Genomic DNA, 17,119 nt, shown 5'->3' with positions numbered 1-17,119 from the left:
GCGCCGGGCTTCCGACGCCGCCATGGCCGCCTGGGCGGTCTTCAGCGACGTCTCGGCCGTCTCAGCCATGACGCGCGGCGCCACGCCGCGCTCGGCCAGGATGCGATAGCGGTCATACTCGCGCTGGGCGTTCTCCAGCTGGGCGCGGGCGCGGATCAGATCGGCGTCTTCCTCACGCGCCTGCAGCTCGACCAGGGGCGCCCCCGCCGCCACGGTCTGACCGTCGGTGAACATGACCTTGGTCACCAGTTCCGTCGTATTCGAGGTGATGTTGACCGAGCGACGGCTGCGGGCGACACCCAGCACGCGGATCTGGTCAGCGAACTCGCGGCGCGCCGCCACGACCTCGGCGACGATCTGGCCGCGCCCCGCACCCGGTCCCCCCGGACCATGCTGCTGAGCCGCATCGCCGCCGCTGAAGGCGATCTTGATAATCGCCGCCACGACCATGAGCCCCAATACGCAGGCTGCGCCGATAATGAAAAAATGGCGTTTGAACACGCGACGCAGTCTCCCCGACAACAAGCGCCCCCGCTTAACGGGTCACCGCCGTTACGCAAATAACGTATCTGTAACGCGAGGAACCTTGGATTCCGTCGCGGAAATCGGGACTAAAATCGACGCCAGATTCCGATGATAGGCCCTCTGCCCGCAGGAATTTCACGACCCGCCACGGCCTGCCGCCACCCTGCCTGCACCCGCCAGTCGCCAAACCGGCGCACCACCGAGCCTTCCAGCGACAGCCAGCGCGCAGCGCCGTCCCCATCCGCCGCCCCGCCGAAGGCCTGCCCCATCACCATCCAGTCGCGGTTGATGTGCACTCCGGCCGTCACGTCCGCCCGCGTCTCGTCCGGCAGGCCGTCGCGCCAGCGTCGCGCCGCCTGGAGATCGAGAAACCCGCGATCAAAGGACCGCCCCGCCAGAAGCCGCGCCTCCCAATCGCTGCCTCCCGCACCTGGCGGAGCGTAGCCGGCGTTGCGTCCCGCCCCGCCTTCGGCATAGCCGACATAGACGGCGGCGACGTTGCGATCATCGCGATAGGCCTGCCAGCGCACGCCCATCTCAATCGGGCCCAGCCCCTGATAATCAAGGAACTCGTCGCGACCATCCTGCCATTCGCCCTTGCCTTGAAGGGTGAAGCGATCGCTGAGCCCGTATTCGACAAACACGCTGGCCACGATGTCGCGCCGCCCGCCGGGCAAATCGACCCGCCCGCCGCCGAAGGAGAAGTAGTCCTCGGCGCGGATGTTCTCGTATTTGACGATGATCTCGCCCTGCCCTTTCGGCAGGTTCCAGGCGCCGGCGTGAGCCGCCTCCGCGCCGGACAGCAGCCCCAGTCCGGCCCAGAGGCCGATGCTTCCCTTCCCCCGCACGGCCCCCGCCTTTTTCTAGATGTCGTATCCGGGTGATTTTCGCTGCAACTGACGCAAGGCGCCGGGCCAGGCTAGGGAAGAGATGAAGCCGATCCCCCGGCCCTGCTCCTTCGTTTCCGCCTGGGCGGCGTCTGGCGCGATCAGGACGTTGTCGCGTCCCGCCGACAGGGCCGCGACCTGCTGGGCGCAGGCGCGTTCCAAGAAGAAGATCCCGACCCAGGCTTCCGCCGCCGTATTCCCCACCGCCAAAGTGCCGTGATTACGCAGCAGCATCAGCGGCTTGTCACCCAAATCGGCCACCAACCGCTCACGCTCGTCATGGTTCAGCGCCAGGCCTTCATAGCCATGGTAGGCGACCTGATGCTGCAACAGACAGGCGTTCTGGCTGATCGGCAGCAGGCCGTCCTTCTGCGCCGCCACGCCCACGCCGTTCACCGTGTGCAGGTGGATGACGAAATGCGCCTCTTCGCGCGCCGCATGAACCGCCGAGTGGATGGTGAATCCGGCCGGGTTGATGAAGTTGGTCGTCTCCTGGACGACATTGCCGTCCAGATCGACCTTCACAAGGGAAGAGGCTGTAATCTCATCGAAATACCAGCCGTAAGGGTTGATGAGGAAGTGATGCTCCGGCCCCGGCACCCGCGCCGAGATATGGGTGAAGATCATGTCGTCCCACCCGTTCAGCGCCACCAGGCGGTACAGCGCGGCCAGTTCGACCCGCGCCTTCCACTCCGCCTCGGAAACCTGGGATTGGAGCGACTGCGCCGCGTCCGTCATTGGCCTTCCCCTTATCAGCGTTCAGGTGAGCCTCTCTCCGCCCCGGCTCGCCGTCAAGTCGCCGAACGCGACCGAAAGAGCCAAAAAGGAAGACTTCATTAACCCTGTTTTCATCGGCATAGGCGGATACTGCCTGCTGGCGGCGCGGCCGCATCGTCGGGGGGATGTTCCGTGGACTCAATCGAGGCGTTCGCGTTTTCGCCGCGTGGCGAGCCCCTGCCGCTGACCAGCCTTCACCAACTGATCGACCTGGCCGCCGGTCGCCCGCCGCATGATCAGGAGCGTTTGCTTCTGGGCGTCGCCGAACTCTATCACTCGGTCGGCGGCCAGGCCGGCGCGCCCGCCGCCCTGACTGAAGTCTTCGTCGCCATGGTCCGCGTCGCCGAGCAGGACATCCGGCGCGTCCTGGCTGAACGCCTAGCCGACGCCGCGTGGGCGCCGACGGATCTGGTGCGCCTGTTGGCCGCCGACGCCATCGAAATCGCCCGCCCGGTGATCGCCGCCAGCCCCCTGTTGCTGGACGCCGACCTTCTGGCGCTGCTGGAAGAGGCCTCGCTGGATCATCAGGTCCAGGTGGCCCTGCGCCCCGACCTCGGCCCTGTGCCCGCCCGCGCCATCCTGGATCGCGGCGAGCCCGCCGTCATGACCGCCCTGGCCGTCAACCGGACGGCGCGGCTGGATGCAACCGACATGGCCCGACTGGTGAACCAGGCGCGCTCCATCGCCGCCCTGCGCGCGCCGCTGACCCGACATCCCCGGCTGAGCGAGGATCAAGCCCTGCGCCTGTATCAATGGGTCGGCGACGCCCTGAAGCAGGCCATCTCCCAGCGCTTCAGCCTGGACGCCGCAGCCCTGGCGACAGCGGTCGCCGCAGCGGCCCAGCAAGCGGCCGAGACTACGCCCGATCAAGCCGCCGCCAATCTGGCCGCTAAACTGTATGCGGCGGACCAGTTGCGTCCCGCCACCCTGATGCGAGCCGTGCGGGAAAGGAAGCTGGACCTGTTCATCCACGCCCTGGCCCTGCTGAGCCGGCTCGAGACCGAGGCCTTGCGGCGCGCCCTGCGCGGCGACACCGCTCGGCCCTTGTTCCTGGCCTGCACCGCTGCGGGGCTGGACCGCGCCGCCTTCCCCGCCCTGCTGCGCGAGGTTCGTCAGTTGAACCACGGCCTGCCGCATGATCCCGACGGCGATGCCTGGCGTCCGGCCCAGCGCTCAGCGACCCAGGCCGCCTATGAATTTCGTCTGCTGATGGCGCCCGAAGACGGCCCGACGGTTTGACAGCGCGCCTCCGCTCCGCTTGCGTAGAGTCGTGACTCAGCCGTTCCAGCCCACCGCCATCACCTTTGTCGCCAGCGACCGGCCCGAGGCCGAGGACGCCCGCATACGGCTGAGCGAACGCTACGGCTCCGTTCCCGCCGCCGAGGCCCAGGTGATCGTGGCCCTGGGCGGCGACGGCTTCATGCTGGAGACGCTGCACAACAATCTTCAGCTACGCACGCCCGTCTATGGGATGAACCGCGGCTCGGTCGGCTTCCTAATGAACGACTATGAGGAAGACGACCTGCTGGATCGACTGGCCCAGGCCGACCGCACGGTGCTGCACCCTCTGCAGATGGACGCCTGGGTCGAAAGCGGACAGGTGCACAGCGGCCTGGCCATCAACGAGGTCTCCCTGCTGCGCCAGACGCGCCAGAGCGCCAAGCTGCGCATCAGCATCAACGACAAGGTGCGGCTGGAGGAACTGACCTGCGACGGCTGCCTTGTCGCGACTCCGGCCGGATCGACCGCCTATAATCTGTCGGCGCACGGGCCGATCATTCCCCTGGATGCGCCCAGCCTGGCGCTAACGCCGATCAGCGCCTTCCGGCCGCGTCGGTGGCGCGGCGCCCTGCTGTCGCACACCGCGCGCGTGCGCTTCGACGTGCTGGAGCCCGACAAGCGGCCGGTCAGCGCCACCGCCGACAATTTCGAGGTGCGGCGCGTCTCGCGTGTCGAGGTGCGGGAACGTCGCGATATCACCCTGACCATGCTGTTCGACTCCGGCCGCTCCTATGAGGAGCGCGTCATGGCCGAGCAGTTCTCTGGCTGAACTGTAAAATAATCGAGGCGCCGTCACTGGTTTTTAAGCCTCTCTGCGACAAAATGGCTGCTGTTGTTGAGGAGCCGCCCCGTGACCAACCAAGTCATCCGCCCGCCCAACCCCCTGCGCGCCAAGGTCGGCGGCGGCTTCGGCGGCATCGACGCCAACGCCATCGCCAGGGCCGAGGAAGCGTTGAAGGCCATGTCGGCCCAATTCGGCCAGTGGCTGAATGACGAGGTGTCCAAGCTGGACAAGGCCCAGGCCGACATTCGCAGCCAGGGCTACACGCCTGAAACGGCTGAGGCCCTCTATTTCCGCGCCCACGATCTCAAGGGTTTGGGGACCACCTATGAATATCCGCTGGTCACACGCATCGCCGGCTCGCTGTGTCGGATGCTGGACGACGCCGACAAGCGAATGCAGGCCCCTCTGGCCGTAATCGATGCCCATATCGACGCCATCAAGGCGGTCGTTCGTGACAAGATTCAGAGCGACGACCATCCCGTCGGGCGCGATCTGGCCGAAACACTGGAAGCCCGCACGGCGGAGCATCGGGGCTAAGAAAACGCCCCTTTCAGGCGGCGGCGCGCCTAGGCGGCATTCACCGCAGCGCGCCAGCCGTCGTCAGCCGGGCGGTCCAGCCGTTCCAGCAGATAGGCCAAGTCTTCGCGGGCGGCGTCGGGGCGCTGGCTCAGGAACCGCTCTAGCATCCGTTGGCGGAAGGCGGCGCTGCCGGTGTCCCCGCCCTCAGCCTGAAGCGCCCGCCAGGTGTCGACCCCGGCGCGGAAAGCCTGGAACAGGCGCGGCGGCATCCCTGCACGATCGTAGATGGCCTTGAGCCCCAGAGGCCCGGCGTCATGCACCATCAGCCAAGCGCGATGATGCGGCGTGCCCGCCAACTCCGCCAGGGCATGCTCGAACAGGCCGATCTGCCCCCGCGCCAAGGAGCGCAACAGCAGCGACGGCGTCAGCACCCGGCTGCTGTTCAGCCCCGCCACGAAGGCCGGCAGATCGTCCGTCGCTCGCGCCTGATCCACCAGGTCGATCGTGGCCCGTTCTCGCGCAAAATCGGCGAACTGGATGGCGGTCTCGGGCGCCAGGGCGTGACGGGTGATCAGGTGTTCGCGCACCGCATCGCTGGCCAGAACCACCAGCCGTTCGGTCACGGACAGCGGCAGAACCTGACGATAGGCCAGGGCCGAAATCACCTCGGGCGCATCGCTGAAGCGATCCAGGGCGACGCCCAATGCAGCCTCGGACAGGTCAGCGTTGTCATTGGACGCCAGGGCCGCCACGGCCTCCTGCTTGCCTTCGGCGACCAGAACCGTCGCCACATCGCGCGGCACGCGGGGGCGGGACGCCACCGCCACCTGGCGCAGCGTCGTTCCGGCGCGCACGATCTCGATCAGGTCGTCGTCAGTGAAGGCCGGGCAGCTGTTGATGATAGGAAGGGCCACGCTGTCCACGTCGCCGGCCAGTCTGCGCGCCGCCTCGCGCGGCATGATGTCCGAGGCCTTCAGCGTCACCGCCACGGCCCGACGCACCAGTTCGGCCGCATCCGCCGCCAGCACGCTCAAGATCTTCTGCGCCGCCTCGCGCTCCACGTCGTCCAGCGTCATGCGGTCGAGACTGCGGCACAGTTTGTGAGCGGCGGCCGCGCGCTCGTCCTCCAGATCAGACTTGATCAGGCGCCGGATGTCGCTTTCCGTCAGTCTGACGCGGTAGGCGGTCATGGCTTGGAGGCTCGAGGTTGGCGAGGAATCAATCGTCACCCCTAGCGTTACATAGTTAACACCCTCTTAGGAATAAGGCGGAAGCGTGGTCACGCCACCTTATCCGGCGGCGGAGCGAATGCGCCCCCGAATCCACCGCCCGATCCCTGTCCGTCCTGGCCCAGCAACAGCGCCAACAGGCTCTGATCCTGTTTCAGCCGATCCATGCGCGCGGCCAGCATCCGGTCCTTTTCACTCAGTTCCGGCGCCGTTTTGATCGCGCCGCCGCTGCCCGCGCCGACCGCCGGGAAGGCCTCGCCCGCCGTACGCTGCAGATTGGCGTGCACCTCGGCCGCCGTCGCCGCTCGGCCATTGCGATAGAAGATCGAACGGTTGGCCGACGCCGCTTCAGGGAACAGGGCGACCGCGCTGGACTGAGGCCGTGATTGCACCGCCTCCAGCAGCTTGGCCGCGCCCGCCGGACCCAGGAAATGCGCGGCGTAGAGATCGCCCGCCCCCGGCTCGCGTCCCGTGCGTCCGCGCAGATAGGCCGCGTTCGAGGCCGTCAGCTCCCCCGCCATGGTCGATGCGGCCTGAGGGTCGAAGCGCAGGTCCAGCACGACGTTGCGGGCCGAGCCGCGCACCTGCCAGCGCCCGTCGCCGCCTTGGTAGATCAGGTCGGCGTACTGGCCGTAGCCGTGCTTGGCGCCGTGCCGCTTCACCGTGCCCAGCCAGGTCTGCTCGATGAACTGGAACAGGCCCGAGGCCGAGGACGTCGGCGCCCGCGCATTGGGGTTCATCGCGCTTTCGCGGCGCGCGGTCTTCATCAGGAAATCGAAGTCCACGCCAGTCGAGGTCGAGGCGCGCCGAATGGCCGCCTCCACGCCGCCGGATGATGGAATCGCTTTCACGGTCATGTGTGAACGGTCGCTAACCTCGGTAAACGAAACCTTAACGCGACACCGTCACCGTTAACAATTTAAAGCGCCACAATAAGGCCGCAACCGAAGCGCGAACTTCGTTCCGTGGGTGCTGGGGAGGGCCTGCGACAGGAGGCGCGCAAGTCATGATGATGCGTATCGCCGGCGGCCACGGCGTGGTCAGCCCTCTCGACTTCCAGCAACGCAAGAAGCCCCTGCCCCGATGGGTGTGGGCGATGATCGGCGCCTCGGCTCTGGCGCACGTCGGCGCCGGCGTCTGGCTGTATCAGCAACGTTTTGAACTGGCCGACATTCCGCCCGCGCCGGCCGAGACGCCGCCCACCATCATCGATCTGATCCGGCCGCCGCTGCCGCCCAAGCCGGAGACCCCGCCCAAGGCTTCGCCTGCGCCGACGCCGCCGATCCATCGGCCGGCGCAGGTCATGCCCAGCGACGTCGCGCCGCTGGAGGTTCCGATCGCCCCCGTGGTCAGTCATGACGCCGGGCCAGCCATCAACCTGACCGAACCCGCAGCCGAGCCTTCGACCGGAACGGCGGTGACGCCGGAACCGCCGAAGCCCGTTCCCGTCATCACCCAGCCCGACTGGGTGCGCAAACCGACAGCGGATCAGTTGATGCGGGCCTATCCGTCCACTGCCGAGGCGCGTGGGATCGGCGGGGTGGCCGAACTGTCCTGCCTGGTGCGGGTGGACGGCAGCCTGACCGGCTGTTCGGTCACGTCGGAAACACCGGGCAATCAGGGCTTCGGTCGAGCGGCTGTGAGCCTGAGCCGCTACTTCCGCCTCAGCCCGCGCACGGTGGACGGACAGGCCGTCGACGGCGCCCGCGTCAATATGGTGATCCGCTTCGACCTGCCGAAGGACTAAAGGAACCGCGAGGGATGGAGGGTCGGCTCGACGACGGGCCGGCCCTCTGTCGCATCGGCGACGACCGCGCCGACCAAAGGCCCCAACAGCCAGCCGTTGCGGCGCGGCCCCAGCGCGACATGAAGACCCGGCACGACCTGTCCAGCCATCGGCAGACCGTCCGGCGTCGCCCCCCGCCCCCCCGCCCGCCAGTCGATCGACAGGGGACGCGGCATCTGATCCAGCACCTTCCATGCAGACGCCAACATAGCTTCGCAGCGCGCAACGTCGGGCGTCACCGAGCGCTCGCCCGGCTCCATCGTCGCCCCGATCACGCTGCCCTCGCCCATCGGCGCCACATAGGCGCCCTGCCCGCGCACGACGTGATCGACCAGCTTCTCCTTCACCAAACCGATCTGGCCGCGAATGGGAGTGATGCAGGCGACGGCCGCGCGCGCTTCGAGCGGCAGGCCCTCCAGCGCCAGGTCGGCGCCCGTGGCCAGGATCAGATGATCGGCGCGCACGGCGCCCGTCGTCGTCTCGACTCGCCAGCCCTGCCCGTCAGGCGCAACGCGCAGCGCTCGCGCCTCGATCACCATCAGCCCCTGCGCTAGCGCCGCCATCGCCTGAGGCGGATCGACTTTCGCATCCTCATGCGTCGTCAGGCGGGCCGAGGCGGCGTCATACTGATGCTGAAAGCCCAGCGCCTTCATCCGCCCTGCCAGTGCGGCGACGTCACCGCCGCGCCATTCAGCCAGTTCCCCATACAGGCGCACGCCCGTCGCCTCTGCGAAGGCGGGCCACAGGTCGCGCGCGCGGCGCAGAACCTCGGCCGCTTCGGGCGACAGATCGTCGATGGCGCATTCCATGGCGGGCGCGATCATGCCCCCCGCCACGGCCGAGGCGTTGACGCCGCCCAGATCGATCACCGCTACGCGGCGTCCGCGTCGCCTCAACTCCGCCGCCGCGCACAGGCCCAAAGCGCCCGCGCCGATGACCACGGCGTCGAAGGAGAGTTCAGGAGAATTGAAAAGGGGCACGGGATGTCCTTCGACCTCCCGCGCCCCGATTTCAACCGTTGAGGACGGTCTTTTATTCAGCCGCCAGCTTGGCCGCGCGCGCCTCTTCCAGACGCTTGGTCAGGGCAACGTGCTGGCCCCACAGGGCCTTGGGCAGACGATCGCCGAACTTCTCGTAGAAGGCGGGGATCAGGGCGGCTTCCTCGGTCCAGACGTCGGCGTCGACGTCCAGCAGGATCTGCAGGTCAGCGTCCGTCAGCGTCAGACCCGACAGGTCCAGCGCGGCCTTGGACGGCACGCGGCCGACCGGGGTGTCCACGGCCTCGGCCTGGCCTTCCAGACGCTCGACAATCCACTTCAGCACGCGGGCGTTGTCGCCGAAGCCCGGCCAGACGAACTGGCCGTCCTCGTTCTTACGGAACCAGTTGACGAAGAACAGGCGTGGCAACTTCGCTGCATCGGCCTTTTCGCCCATCTTCAGCCAGTGGCCGAAGTAGTCGCCCATGTTGTAGCCGCAGAAGGGCAGCATGGCGAAGGGGTCGCGGCGCAGTTCGCCGACCTTGTTCTCGGCGGCGGCGGTGCCTTCCGACGCCACGGTCGAGCCCATGAAGACGCCGTGCTCCCAGTCATAGGCTTCGGTCACCAGCGGCACAGCCGAGGCGCGACGACCGCCGAACAGGATGGCGTCGATCGGCACGCCCGCGGGGTCTTCCCATTCAGGCGCGATCGACGGGCACTGACCGGCCCAGACAGCGAAGCGCGAGTTCGGGTGGGCTGCAGGCTCGCCCGAAGCCGGATCGTGCGGCTGGCCCTTCCAGTTGGTCAGACCTTCCGGCGCTTCCTTCGACAGGCCTTCCCACCAGACGTCGCCGTCAGCGGTCAGGGCCACGTTGGTGAAGATGGTGTCGCGCGTCAGCGTCTCGAGCGCGTTCTTGTTGGTGTTGCGGCTGGTGCCCGGCGCCACGCCGAAGAAGCCCGCTTCCGGGTTCACGGCGTACAGGCGGCCGTCGTCGCCGAAGCGCATCCAGGCGATGTCGTCGCCGACCGTCTCGGCCTTCCAGCCGTCCAGCGCCGGTTGCAGCATGGCCAGATTGGTCTTGCCGCAGGCCGAGGGGAAAGCCGCCGCCACGTACTTCGACACGCCCTCGGGGCTGGTCAGCTTGAGGATCAGCATGTGCTCGGCCAGCCACCCCTCGTCGCGGGCCATGATCGAGGCGATGCGCAGGGCGTAGCACTTCTTGCCCAGCAGGGCGTTGCCGCCGTAGCCCGAACCGTAGGACCAGATTTCGCGCGTTTCGGGGAAGTGGACGATCCACTTGTCGTCGTTGCAGGGCCAGGCCACATCGGCCTGACCTTCAGCCAGCGGGGCGCCCAGGGTGTGAACGGCAGGGACGAAGACGCCGTCGGCGCCCAGCATGTCCAGCGCGCCCTTGCCCATGCGGGTCATGACGCCCATCGACACGGCGACATAGCCGCTGTCGGTGATCTCGACGCCCAGGGCGGAGATCTTGGAGCCCAGCGGGCCCATGCAGAACGGCACCACATACATGGTGCGGCCCTTCATGCTGCCGTCGAACAGGCCGTCCAGACGCGCGCGCATTTCGATCGGATCAGACCAGTTGTTGGTCGGGCCGGCGTCGGCCTCGTCCTGCGAGCAGATGAAGGTGCGGCTCTCGACGCGAGCCACGTCCTTGGGGTCCGAGGCGGCGTAATAGCAGCCGGGGCGCTTGGCCTGATCCAGCTCCTTCAGCGTGCCCTTGCCGATCAGATCGGCGACGATGGCGGACTTCTCGGCGGCCGAGCCGTCGCACCAGTGAACACGGTCAGGCTTGGTCAGGGCGGCGATCTGCTCCACCCAGGCGACGAGGCCCTTGTGTTCAGTCGGCGCCGGATGGAGACCGGGAATCGATTGCGTCACGTCTTGCTCTCCTGAAGCTGCGCGCAGCGATCTGTCGTCGCCGTCACGCAATAGGCTGATCACGCTGTGTAACGGGGGCCAATGAACCCCAAGGGACGTAAGGTCAACCACTGCACGTTTCATTCCCCCGTTATCCGGCTCGCCCCATCCGCACGCACATTTAAATCGTCAGAGCGCGTCCCAAGGGCTATCTCCTTCGGCGTGAAGACGATGGATTCTGTAAAGTCGACGCCGGACGGCTTCCCGAGCGCCCTGATCTCGCCTGCGGCCGAGCGCAACAGCGCGGCCATACTGGAGGTGCTGCGCGCCCATCTGCCCGCCCAGGGCCGGGTGCTGGAGGTCGCCGCCGGATCGGGCCAGCACGCCGTCGCCTTCTCCAACGCCCTGCCCGGCCTGGACTGGACGCCCAGCGATCCCAGCGCGGAGGCGCGGGCCAGCATCGAGGCGTGGCGGGCGAAAACAGGCGCGGCGAATCTGCGGCCCGCCCTGACTGTCGACATGCTGGATGACGCCAGCTGGCCGTCGGGGCCGCTGGACGCCATCGTCTGTATCAACATGATCCACATCAGCCCGTGGTCGGCGGCCCAAGGCCTGATGCGGCTGGCGGAACGGTCTCTGACGCGCCCCGGCGGCCTGCTGTATCTGTATGGCCCCTATCGCGAGGCCGAGGTTCCGCTGGCCCCGTCCAACGCCGCCTTCGACGACAGCCTGAAGGGGCGTGACCCGGCCTGGGGGCTGCGCGACCGGGGCGAGGTCGAAACGCTCGCCCGGTCGCATGGCCTGGCCCTGACGCTGCGACGGGCCATGCCCGCCAACAACCTGAGCCTGATCTTCCGCCGGATTTAGATGGCGGCGACCACCGCCGTCAGTTCGGCGCGGTCATTCAACAGGGCGGCCTTGCCGTCACGGAAGGCGGCGCCCGGCGCATCGGCCGTCAGACCGAAGACTTCGGCCGCCAGAGCCACGCCGTCGGCAAACGCCAGAACCGGCAGGCCCTGCGCCTTGGCCAGATTCAGCAGCGCCTTCACCTGCACCAGACCGGCTTCATCCGAAACGCCGCCCGGAACCACCACGCCCTGCACACGGCCGCCGCTGATGTCGTCAGCCGTCGCCGTCGCCAGAACCGTCAGACCGCCGGACATCAGACTGCCCTCGCCCGTCGAGATCGGGGCCAGGGAAACGCCTTCAAACCGAAGCGCGGTTTCCATGTCGCCCAGTTCGCCGAAATCCATGCCCTTACGCATGATCAGGCCGAAGCGCAGGCGGGTCGGCGTGGGGCGATTGCCGTATTGGCGAGAACGGGGGGCGGTCGCAGACTTGCTTTGAGCGTACAAAACGTCTCCTTCGAAGGTTATCGATCAATATTCGTAGACGATTTAAAGTTATCGTTACGCCCTGCACGCCGAAATCCGATCAGACACGGCAAACGTCGCAATCCGAATCGATCGGAAGCGGACGCATCAAAATCATCAGGGTGACTGCTGATATAGGCTTATGATGCTCAAGGTCAACTTGACGACGAAAACGTGACCTGAACGACCGTCGCAGAAAATCTGAACGCGGGCACGCAAGCGACAACCTTGCCTGAGAGCGCGCCCCCGCCCTACACAGCCGATCGCATCGCAGAGAGTCAGTCAGGACATGGCCTTCACCCGCACCTATGACGGCGACGAACCCGTCCGCATCAACAAGTGGCTGGGCCAGACGGGCGTCTGTTCACGCCGCGAGGCCGAAGGTCTGATCGCCGAAGGTCTGGTCAGCATCGACGGCGAAGTGGTGCGCGACGCGGGCCGCAAGATCGAACCGGGCCAGACGCTGACCCTGAACGACACGGGCGAGGCGGCGCTGGCGGCAGGCGTCGCCATCCTGCTGCACAAGCCGGTCGGCTATGTCTCGGGCCAGCCCGAGCCGGGCAAGATTCCGGCCGTGCGCCTGCTGACCGGCGCGAACAGGATCGGTGAGGGCGAGGCTCCGAAGCGCGACGCCTCCCTGCCCCCGGTCGGGCGTCTGGACGAGGATTCGCGCGGCCTGCTGATGCTGTCGTCGGACGGCGTGGTGGCCAAGGCGGTGATCGGTCCGCAGTCGGACCTGGACAAGGAATATCTGGTCCGCGTCGCCGGCGCCGTGACCGAGGCCAAGCTGACCAAATTGCGGCACGGGTTGGAGTTGGACGGGCGTCAGCTGAAGCCCGCCCGCGTCACCCAGATGGAGCCGCAGCGCCTGCGCTTCATCCTGCGCGAAGGCCGCAACCGCCAGATCCGCCGCATGTGCGAATTGGTCGGGCTGGACGTCATCGACCTCTATCGCATCCGCATCGGCCCGGTGAAGCTGGGCGACCTACCGGAAGGCCGCTGGCGGATGCTGACGGCGGACGAGCGTGCGGCCCTGATCAAGGGCTGAAAGAAGCTTATCGAAGCGCTTCAAACCACCGCTGCAGCAGGGTCGCCTCGGCGCGGTGCGCATCCGTGCGGGCGGCGGCTTCCTCGTCCACGCCCCAGCGCTCTTCGGTGAAGGCTTCGTCAAGACGCGACAGGTCCAGCGCCGCCTCGCCCGCAAGCGCCCTGCGCTGAACCGCCAGCCCCAGCACCGCCGAGCCGAACAGCGGAACCGCCGTCGCCAGCCCGGTCAGGGCGAAATCGTCCATCTCCAGCGCCAGCGCTTCGACGCGCGCCAGAGCCTCCGACGCCTGCGGCCGATGGATGATGCCCTCGACCGTGTGCAGTTCGACGCCCAGCTCGCGCGCGGCCCAGTCGCGCCATGGCCCCCACTCCGCCTGCTGGCGTTCGATCAGACCCGACGGCGTCTCGGCCAGATAGCAGAGCACGTCCGACCCCGCGTAGCGGGCGATCTCTTCGGCCACGGGCCCTCGCGTCTGGCTGACCCGGTCGATGGCGGTCGAGGCCAGACGGGTGGCGGGCATGGTTCCCGGCATCAGGTGCTCGCCTTGCGCATTCCATTCGTCGGCCACGAGACGGGCCGCCGTCTCGGTCGGCAGGACGATGGCGTTTCCGGCCGGCGTCTTGGGCGCCCGACCGTCCAGCAGGACGATCCAGCCGCCGTCACGCGCCTCGACCTCGGCGGCCTTCCAGAAACGCTTGATGCGCTCTTCGGATTCGCGAAAGCCCTTCTGGGCGGCGACATTGGGATCAAGCGAAGGAATGTGGGACATGACGGACTTCTAGGCGAAAAGCTTGGTCGAGGCGAAACGATCGAGCGCCGCCTCAAGGTCGGGAAAATCGTCGGCGATGTGCAGCGCGCCTGCGGCCGCCTGCTCCTCCACCGTATGGAAGCCCCAGCCGACGCCCAGCGGATGCACCCCCGCCGCCACGGCCATGGCGATGTCGTGGCTGGTGTCGCCGATCATGACGGTCGAGACGACGTCGGCCCCGCAGGCGGTCATGGCGGCGCGCAGCATGGCCGGGTCAGGCTTGCCCGGCCCGTCCTCGGCGCAGTGGCTGGACAGGAACAGGTCGCTCCATTCGGGTCGCGCCAGATTGCGGGCCACGCCGCGCCGGTTTTGGCCGGTCGCCAGCGACAGCCGCCAGCCCTCGCGCTTCAACCGCCGCAGCGTCTGCATCACGCCGGGATAGAGCGGCTCTTCATGACCCGCCTCATACATGGCGCGGAAGCTGGCCTGAAAGGCTGCGACGAAGTCGGCCAGTTCGGCGTCCGTCAGCGACGGCTCCAGCACATGCAGGGCGTGATGCAGGCTCAGGCCGACGATCTGACGCACCCGGTCATACTCAGGCTCGGGCAGGCCCAGAACCTGCGCCGCTTCGCAGGCTGCGCGATGGATGGAGGCCCGGCTGTCGACCAGGGTGCCGTCTATGTCGAAAACGGCGAGCGGAGCATCAGAAGACGTCATATCAAACCGGTACAATGTCAAAAGCGACGGACAGACGCGGCTCATCGCCGCTAAACGGCACGGTGCCGTGCCACAGGCAGGACGGGAACAGCACCAGCTTGCCCGGCTGTGGCTTCTCATAGCGCAGCGGCGCCAGCGGCTGCGGCGTCGGGAACGGCGGCTGGGCCAGCGCCAGCCAGCCTTCGCGCCCGCCCGCTTCGACCACCGGCGGCACCTCGATGTAGCAGGCCGAGGAATACCAGCCCTTGGGGTGGATATGGTGTTCGTGAAAGCCGCCCGACGCCAGCCGCACCGACCAGCAGCCGTTCAGCCTGTAATCACCGCTGTTGCGACGCCGGACCGGATCGCCGCCCTGCCCCAGCCGCGCCAGATGGCGACGGATCGGCCCGTCGATGGCGGTGAAGAAGGCGCGGATGACCGGGTCGTCGACCAGCGTCAGGTCCACCGGCGTCTGCGTCCCATGCCGCAGGCTCTGGCCCAGCGGATGGTTCTGATAGGCGTGTTGCACCAGCAGCGCCGCCTTGAGATCCGTCAGATAGGCGGTGAGGTCGCTCCAACCGAGCGGCGTATCGATGGTCGAGACGCCGACCAAGCCCTCCAGATCATTCAGCCCCAGGGCGTCCGTCTGCCCTTTCAGACGGCTGGCCGTAGCGTGCAGGGCCAGAACCTTCTGATCCGGGGCGGGCGCGGCCAACAACTGGCGCAGGATCTCCAGCGCCCCATCGGGATCGCCAGAGGCGATCATGGCTTCGGCCAGATTGACCCAAGGCTCGAGCGTGTTCGGCGCCGCCTGCGTCGCCGCACGCGCGTGATCCACGGCCAACGCCGGATCGAACTTCAACGCTAGTTGGCCTGCCGCCATTTCGACCATGGCGGCCCGTACGCCTCCGTCGCGCGCACGCTGGGTCAATTCTCCCCAGGCCTCGCGCGGATCGGCCCCGCCATACATCAAGACCACCGCCAGACAGGTCAGCAGTTCTGCGTCGCCAGGCGCGACCTTTAGCGCGTCGAGGACCGGCGCCGCCGCTGCCTCACGACCTTCGCCGCGCATCCAGATCAGTTGCGCCAACTCGCGTACGGCGTCGCCATAGACAGGTCGACGCTTCAAGGCCTGGCGATAGGCGTCGTCCGCCTCTTCATGACGCGCACAGGCAGACAGGGCGCGGGCCAGAACCAACCAGGTCTCAGGCGCATCCCCGCCATTGGCGAAGGCCCGCCGCGCCGCCTCGACGGCCTCGACGTTGCGACCCGTGTCGCCCAGAGAACTGGCCAGGTTATGCTGGGCGACGACGCTGCCAGGCGTGGCGGTCGCCTGGGCGCGACGGATGACCAGAGCCTCCTCCTTGCGGTCCAGCGCCTTCAGAAGATCGACCTGAAACGACTGAACCCCGGCCCGTTCTCCCGGCGCCGCCTGCTCCAGCACGGCCAGGGCGCCCGGCAGATCGCCCTGCTGGGCCAGCGCCTGGGCGCGCTGAAGCCGCATCTGGACCGCCGCGCCTGTGTTCATCGCATCCGCCGCACGCCCTCGAAGGGATCTTCGTCAGCCTCATCCTCGGAGAAGCCGAAATGGTTGAAACCGGCCTTCATCTCCGGGCTGAGCGGGGCCTCGACGATCAGCTTGCCGCCGCCGGGGTGATCCAGCTCGATGCGGCGGGCGTGAAGCTGCAGCTTCAGCGGTCCGGACAGTTCGCGCGATTTGTCGTCGCCGTATTTGGGATCGCCCAGGATGGGATGGCCGATGGCCGCCATGTGGGCGCGCAACTGGTGCGTCCGGCCCGTAAAGGGGCGCAGCGCCATCCATGCCGCACGGTGGGCGGCGCGGCTGACAGTGGCGAAGGCGGTCTCGGCCGGTTCGCCTTTGGGATCCTTGGGTTCGGCCGGGCGCATCATCTCGAAGTCGTTGATGCCGGTCTTCTTCAGCGCCATGTCGATCTGACCGGCCGAAGGCTTGGGATTGCCGATGACGATGGCCCAATAGGTCTTCTTGGCCTGACGGCGAGCGAAAGCTCCGGCCAGTCGCTTGGCCGCCTCCGGCCCCTTGCCCAGCAACAGCACGCCCGAGGTGTCCCGGTCCAGACGATGGACCAGACGCGGGCGGTCCATCCCCTCGCCCCAGGCCGACAGCAGGCGGTCGACGTGTTTGGTCGTCTTGGTGCCGCCCTGCACGGCCAGGCCGTGCGGCTTGTTCAGGGCGATGACCATGTGGTCTTCGTACAGCACCAGCGACTTGGCGTAGGCCACGTCGCGCTCGGTCAGTTCATGCAGGTCGCCGGGCTTGCGCGGATTGGCCACGGGCAAAGGCGGCACGCGCACGGCGGCGCCCGCGGTCAGGCGGTCCTGCGGCTTGACGCGCGAGCCGTCGACGCGGATCTGACCGCTGCGGGCCATCTTCTCGACCTGTATGTGGGTCAGGTGCGGCCAGCGGCGCTTGAACCAGCGATCCAGGCGGATGTCGTCTTCATCCTCAGCGACATAGAGGGTCTGGACTTCGCGGCTCATGCGCCCACTCCGGTAAACAGTTTGCGCGCGATCATCAGGCCGACGAACAGGGCGGCGATGGCGAGAACCACCGAACCCGCCGCATATACG

General features: G+C 67.6%; 17 protein-coding genes and 2 pseudogenes. 6 read left to right on the top strand and 13 right to left on the bottom strand.

Annotated elements, in window-relative coordinates; genetic code table 11:
* The 3 genes and pseudogenes from RT567_RS01700 to RT567_RS01690 all read right to left on the bottom strand — a co-directional run.
* Window positions 1–450: pseudogene (locus tag RT567_RS01700) on the bottom strand (efflux transporter periplasmic adaptor subunit); the annotation flags it as partial.
* 161 nt (window positions 451–611) lie between these two features.
* Window positions 612–1,373, bottom strand: coding sequence for a hypothetical protein (locus RT567_RS01695; protein WP_313573892.1), 762 nt, complete (start codon window positions 1,371–1,373; stop codon window positions 612–614).
* Between the two features lie 15 nt (window positions 1,374–1,388).
* Window positions 1,389–2,150: a class II aldolase/adducin family protein gene (locus RT567_RS01690; RefSeq protein WP_313573890.1), complete on the bottom strand. Its 762-nt coding sequence runs from the start codon at window positions 2,148–2,150 to the stop codon at window positions 1,389–1,391.
* Between the two features lie 171 nt (window positions 2,151–2,321).
* Here RT567_RS01690 and RT567_RS01685 point away from each other — a divergent pair, with 171 nt between their 5' ends.
* The 3 genes from RT567_RS01685 (at window position 2,322) to RT567_RS01675 (ending at window position 4,791) form a co-directional block, all read left to right on the top strand.
* Complete coding sequence (locus tag RT567_RS01685) at window positions 2,322–3,428, top strand: DUF2336 domain-containing protein (RefSeq protein ID WP_313573888.1); 1,107 nt, start codon at window positions 2,322–2,324, stop codon at window positions 3,426–3,428.
* Window positions 3,429–3,459: 31 nt separating this feature from the next.
* On the top strand, window positions 3,460–4,239 hold the full coding sequence (locus RT567_RS01680) for an NAD kinase (protein ID WP_313573886.1): 780 nt from the start codon (window positions 3,460–3,462) through the stop codon (window positions 4,237–4,239).
* Window positions 4,240–4,320: 81 nt separating this feature from the next.
* Window positions 4,321–4,791 (top strand): Hpt domain-containing protein, encoded by a 471-nt coding sequence (locus tag RT567_RS01675; RefSeq protein ID WP_313573884.1) that lies wholly within the window; start codon window positions 4,321–4,323, stop codon window positions 4,789–4,791.
* A gap of 29 nt (window positions 4,792–4,820) precedes the next feature.
* Here RT567_RS01675 and RT567_RS01670 read toward each other — a convergent pair whose 3' ends face one another.
* Together RT567_RS01670 and RT567_RS01665 are read right to left on the bottom strand one after the other, a co-directional pair.
* On the bottom strand, window positions 4,821–5,963 hold the full coding sequence (locus RT567_RS01670; RefSeq protein WP_313573882.1) for a DUF2336 domain-containing protein: 1,143 nt from the start codon (window positions 5,961–5,963) through the stop codon (window positions 4,821–4,823).
* Window positions 5,964–6,052: 89 nt separating this feature from the next.
* Window positions 6,053–6,859, bottom strand: a complete 807-nt coding sequence (locus RT567_RS01665; RefSeq protein ID WP_313573881.1) for a transglycosylase SLT domain-containing protein — start codon at window positions 6,857–6,859, stop codon at window positions 6,053–6,055.
* A gap of 149 nt (window positions 6,860–7,008) precedes the next feature.
* On the opposite strand from RT567_RS01665, the gene RT567_RS01660 reads away from it, so the two are divergent.
* Window positions 7,009–7,749 (top strand): energy transducer TonB, encoded by a 741-nt coding sequence (locus tag RT567_RS01660; RefSeq protein ID WP_313573880.1) that lies wholly within the window; start codon window positions 7,009–7,011, stop codon window positions 7,747–7,749.
* On the opposite strand, the gene RT567_RS01655 is transcribed toward RT567_RS01660, so the two are convergent.
* Together RT567_RS01655 and RT567_RS01650 are read right to left on the bottom strand one after the other, a co-directional pair.
* Window positions 7,746–8,768, bottom strand: a complete 1,023-nt coding sequence (locus tag RT567_RS01655) for an FAD-dependent oxidoreductase (protein WP_313573879.1) — start codon at window positions 8,766–8,768, stop codon at window positions 7,746–7,748. The genes RT567_RS01660 and RT567_RS01655 overlap by 4 nt on opposite strands.
* A 52-nt stretch (window positions 8,769–8,820) precedes the next feature.
* Window positions 8,821–10,665 (bottom strand): phosphoenolpyruvate carboxykinase (GTP), encoded by a 1,845-nt coding sequence (locus tag RT567_RS01650; RefSeq protein WP_313573877.1) that lies wholly within the window; start codon window positions 10,663–10,665, stop codon window positions 8,821–8,823.
* Between the two features lie 210 nt (window positions 10,666–10,875).
* On the opposite strand from RT567_RS01650, the gene RT567_RS01645 reads away from it, so the two are divergent.
* Window positions 10,876–11,511 carry a DUF938 domain-containing protein gene (locus tag RT567_RS01645; protein ID WP_313573876.1) on the top strand — a complete coding sequence of 212 codons (636 nt, stop codon included), beginning with the start codon at window positions 10,876–10,878 and terminating at the stop codon, window positions 11,509–11,511.
* Here the strand turns inward: RT567_RS01645 and RT567_RS01640 are convergent.
* Window positions 11,508–11,999, bottom strand: coding sequence for a hypothetical protein (locus RT567_RS01640; protein WP_313573874.1), 492 nt, complete (start codon window positions 11,997–11,999; stop codon window positions 11,508–11,510). The two genes, RT567_RS01645 and RT567_RS01640, sit on opposite strands and share 4 nt — an antisense overlap.
* Before the next feature lie 307 nt (window positions 12,000–12,306).
* On the opposite strand from RT567_RS01640, the gene RT567_RS01635 reads away from it, so the two are divergent.
* The gene (locus RT567_RS01635; RefSeq protein ID WP_313573873.1) at window positions 12,307–13,065 is read left to right on the top strand and encodes a pseudouridine synthase; all 759 of its coding nucleotides are present in this window, start codon (window positions 12,307–12,309) and stop codon (window positions 13,063–13,065) included.
* A gap of 7 nt (window positions 13,066–13,072) precedes the next feature.
* Here RT567_RS01635 and RT567_RS01630 read toward each other — a convergent pair whose 3' ends face one another.
* From RT567_RS01630 to RT567_RS01610, 5 genes and pseudogenes are all read right to left on the bottom strand, one after another.
* Window positions 13,073–13,834 carry an ATP12 family chaperone protein gene (locus RT567_RS01630; RefSeq protein WP_313573871.1) on the bottom strand — a complete coding sequence of 254 codons (762 nt, stop codon included), beginning with the start codon at window positions 13,832–13,834 and terminating at the stop codon, window positions 13,073–13,075.
* Window positions 13,835–13,843: 9 nt separating this feature from the next.
* The gene (locus RT567_RS01625; RefSeq protein ID WP_313573869.1) at window positions 13,844–14,530 is read right to left on the bottom strand and encodes an HAD-IA family hydrolase; all 687 of its coding nucleotides are present in this window, start codon (window positions 14,528–14,530) and stop codon (window positions 13,844–13,846) included.
* 1 nt (window position 14,531) lies between these two features.
* A complete protein-coding gene (locus tag RT567_RS01620; protein ID WP_313573867.1) occupies window positions 14,532–16,037 on the bottom strand; it encodes a putative 2OG-Fe(II) oxygenase in 1,506 nt (501 codons plus the stop codon).
* Window positions 16,034–17,029, bottom strand: coding sequence for an RluA family pseudouridine synthase (locus tag RT567_RS01615; protein WP_313573866.1), 996 nt, complete (start codon window positions 17,027–17,029; stop codon window positions 16,034–16,036). Before RT567_RS01615 ends, RT567_RS01620 begins: the two co-directional genes overlap by 4 nt.
* Window positions 17,026–17,119, bottom strand: a pseudogene (locus tag RT567_RS01610) (fluoride efflux transporter CrcB); the annotation flags it as partial. The gene RT567_RS01615 and the pseudogene RT567_RS01610, both read right to left, overlap by 4 nt.

Origin of the sequence: Brevundimonas sp. (assembly GCF_032107865.1) — a bacterium.
Taxonomy (GTDB): domain Bacteria; phylum Pseudomonadota; class Alphaproteobacteria; order Caulobacterales; family Caulobacteraceae; genus Brevundimonas.
This window is presented reverse-complemented; position numbering and strand designations above follow the sequence as displayed.

Coding starts and splice junctions, on each gene's coding strand:
- RT567_RS01690 (WP_313573890.1), bottom strand. CDS start 2,150: ATGACGGACGCGGCGCAGTCGCTCCAATCCCAGGTTTCCGAGGCGGAG.
- RT567_RS01670 (WP_313573882.1), bottom strand. CDS start 5,963: ATGACCGCCTACCGCGTCAGACTGACGGAAAGCGACATCCGGCGCCTG.
- RT567_RS01665 (WP_313573881.1), bottom strand. CDS start 6,859: ATGACCGTGAAAGCGATTCCATCATCCGGCGGCGTGGAGGCGGCCATT.
- RT567_RS01660 (WP_313573880.1), top strand. CDS start 7,009: ATGATGATGCGTATCGCCGGCGGCCACGGCGTGGTCAGCCCTCTCGAC.
- RT567_RS01645 (WP_313573876.1), top strand. CDS start 10,876: ATGGATTCTGTAAAGTCGACGCCGGACGGCTTCCCGAGCGCCCTGATC.
- RT567_RS01635 (WP_313573873.1), top strand. CDS start 12,307: ATGGCCTTCACCCGCACCTATGACGGCGACGAACCCGTCCGCATCAAC.
- RT567_RS01630 (WP_313573871.1), bottom strand. CDS start 13,834: ATGTCCCACATTCCTTCGCTTGATCCCAATGTCGCCGCCCAGAAGGGC.
- RT567_RS01625 (WP_313573869.1), bottom strand. CDS start 14,530: ATGACGTCTTCTGATGCTCCGCTCGCCGTTTTCGACATAGACGGCACC.
- RT567_RS01620 (WP_313573867.1), bottom strand. CDS start 16,037: ATGAACACAGGCGCGGCGGTCCAGATGCGGCTTCAGCGCGCCCAGGCG.
- RT567_RS01615 (WP_313573866.1), bottom strand. CDS start 17,029: ATGAGCCGCGAAGTCCAGACCCTCTATGTCGCTGAGGATGAAGACGAC.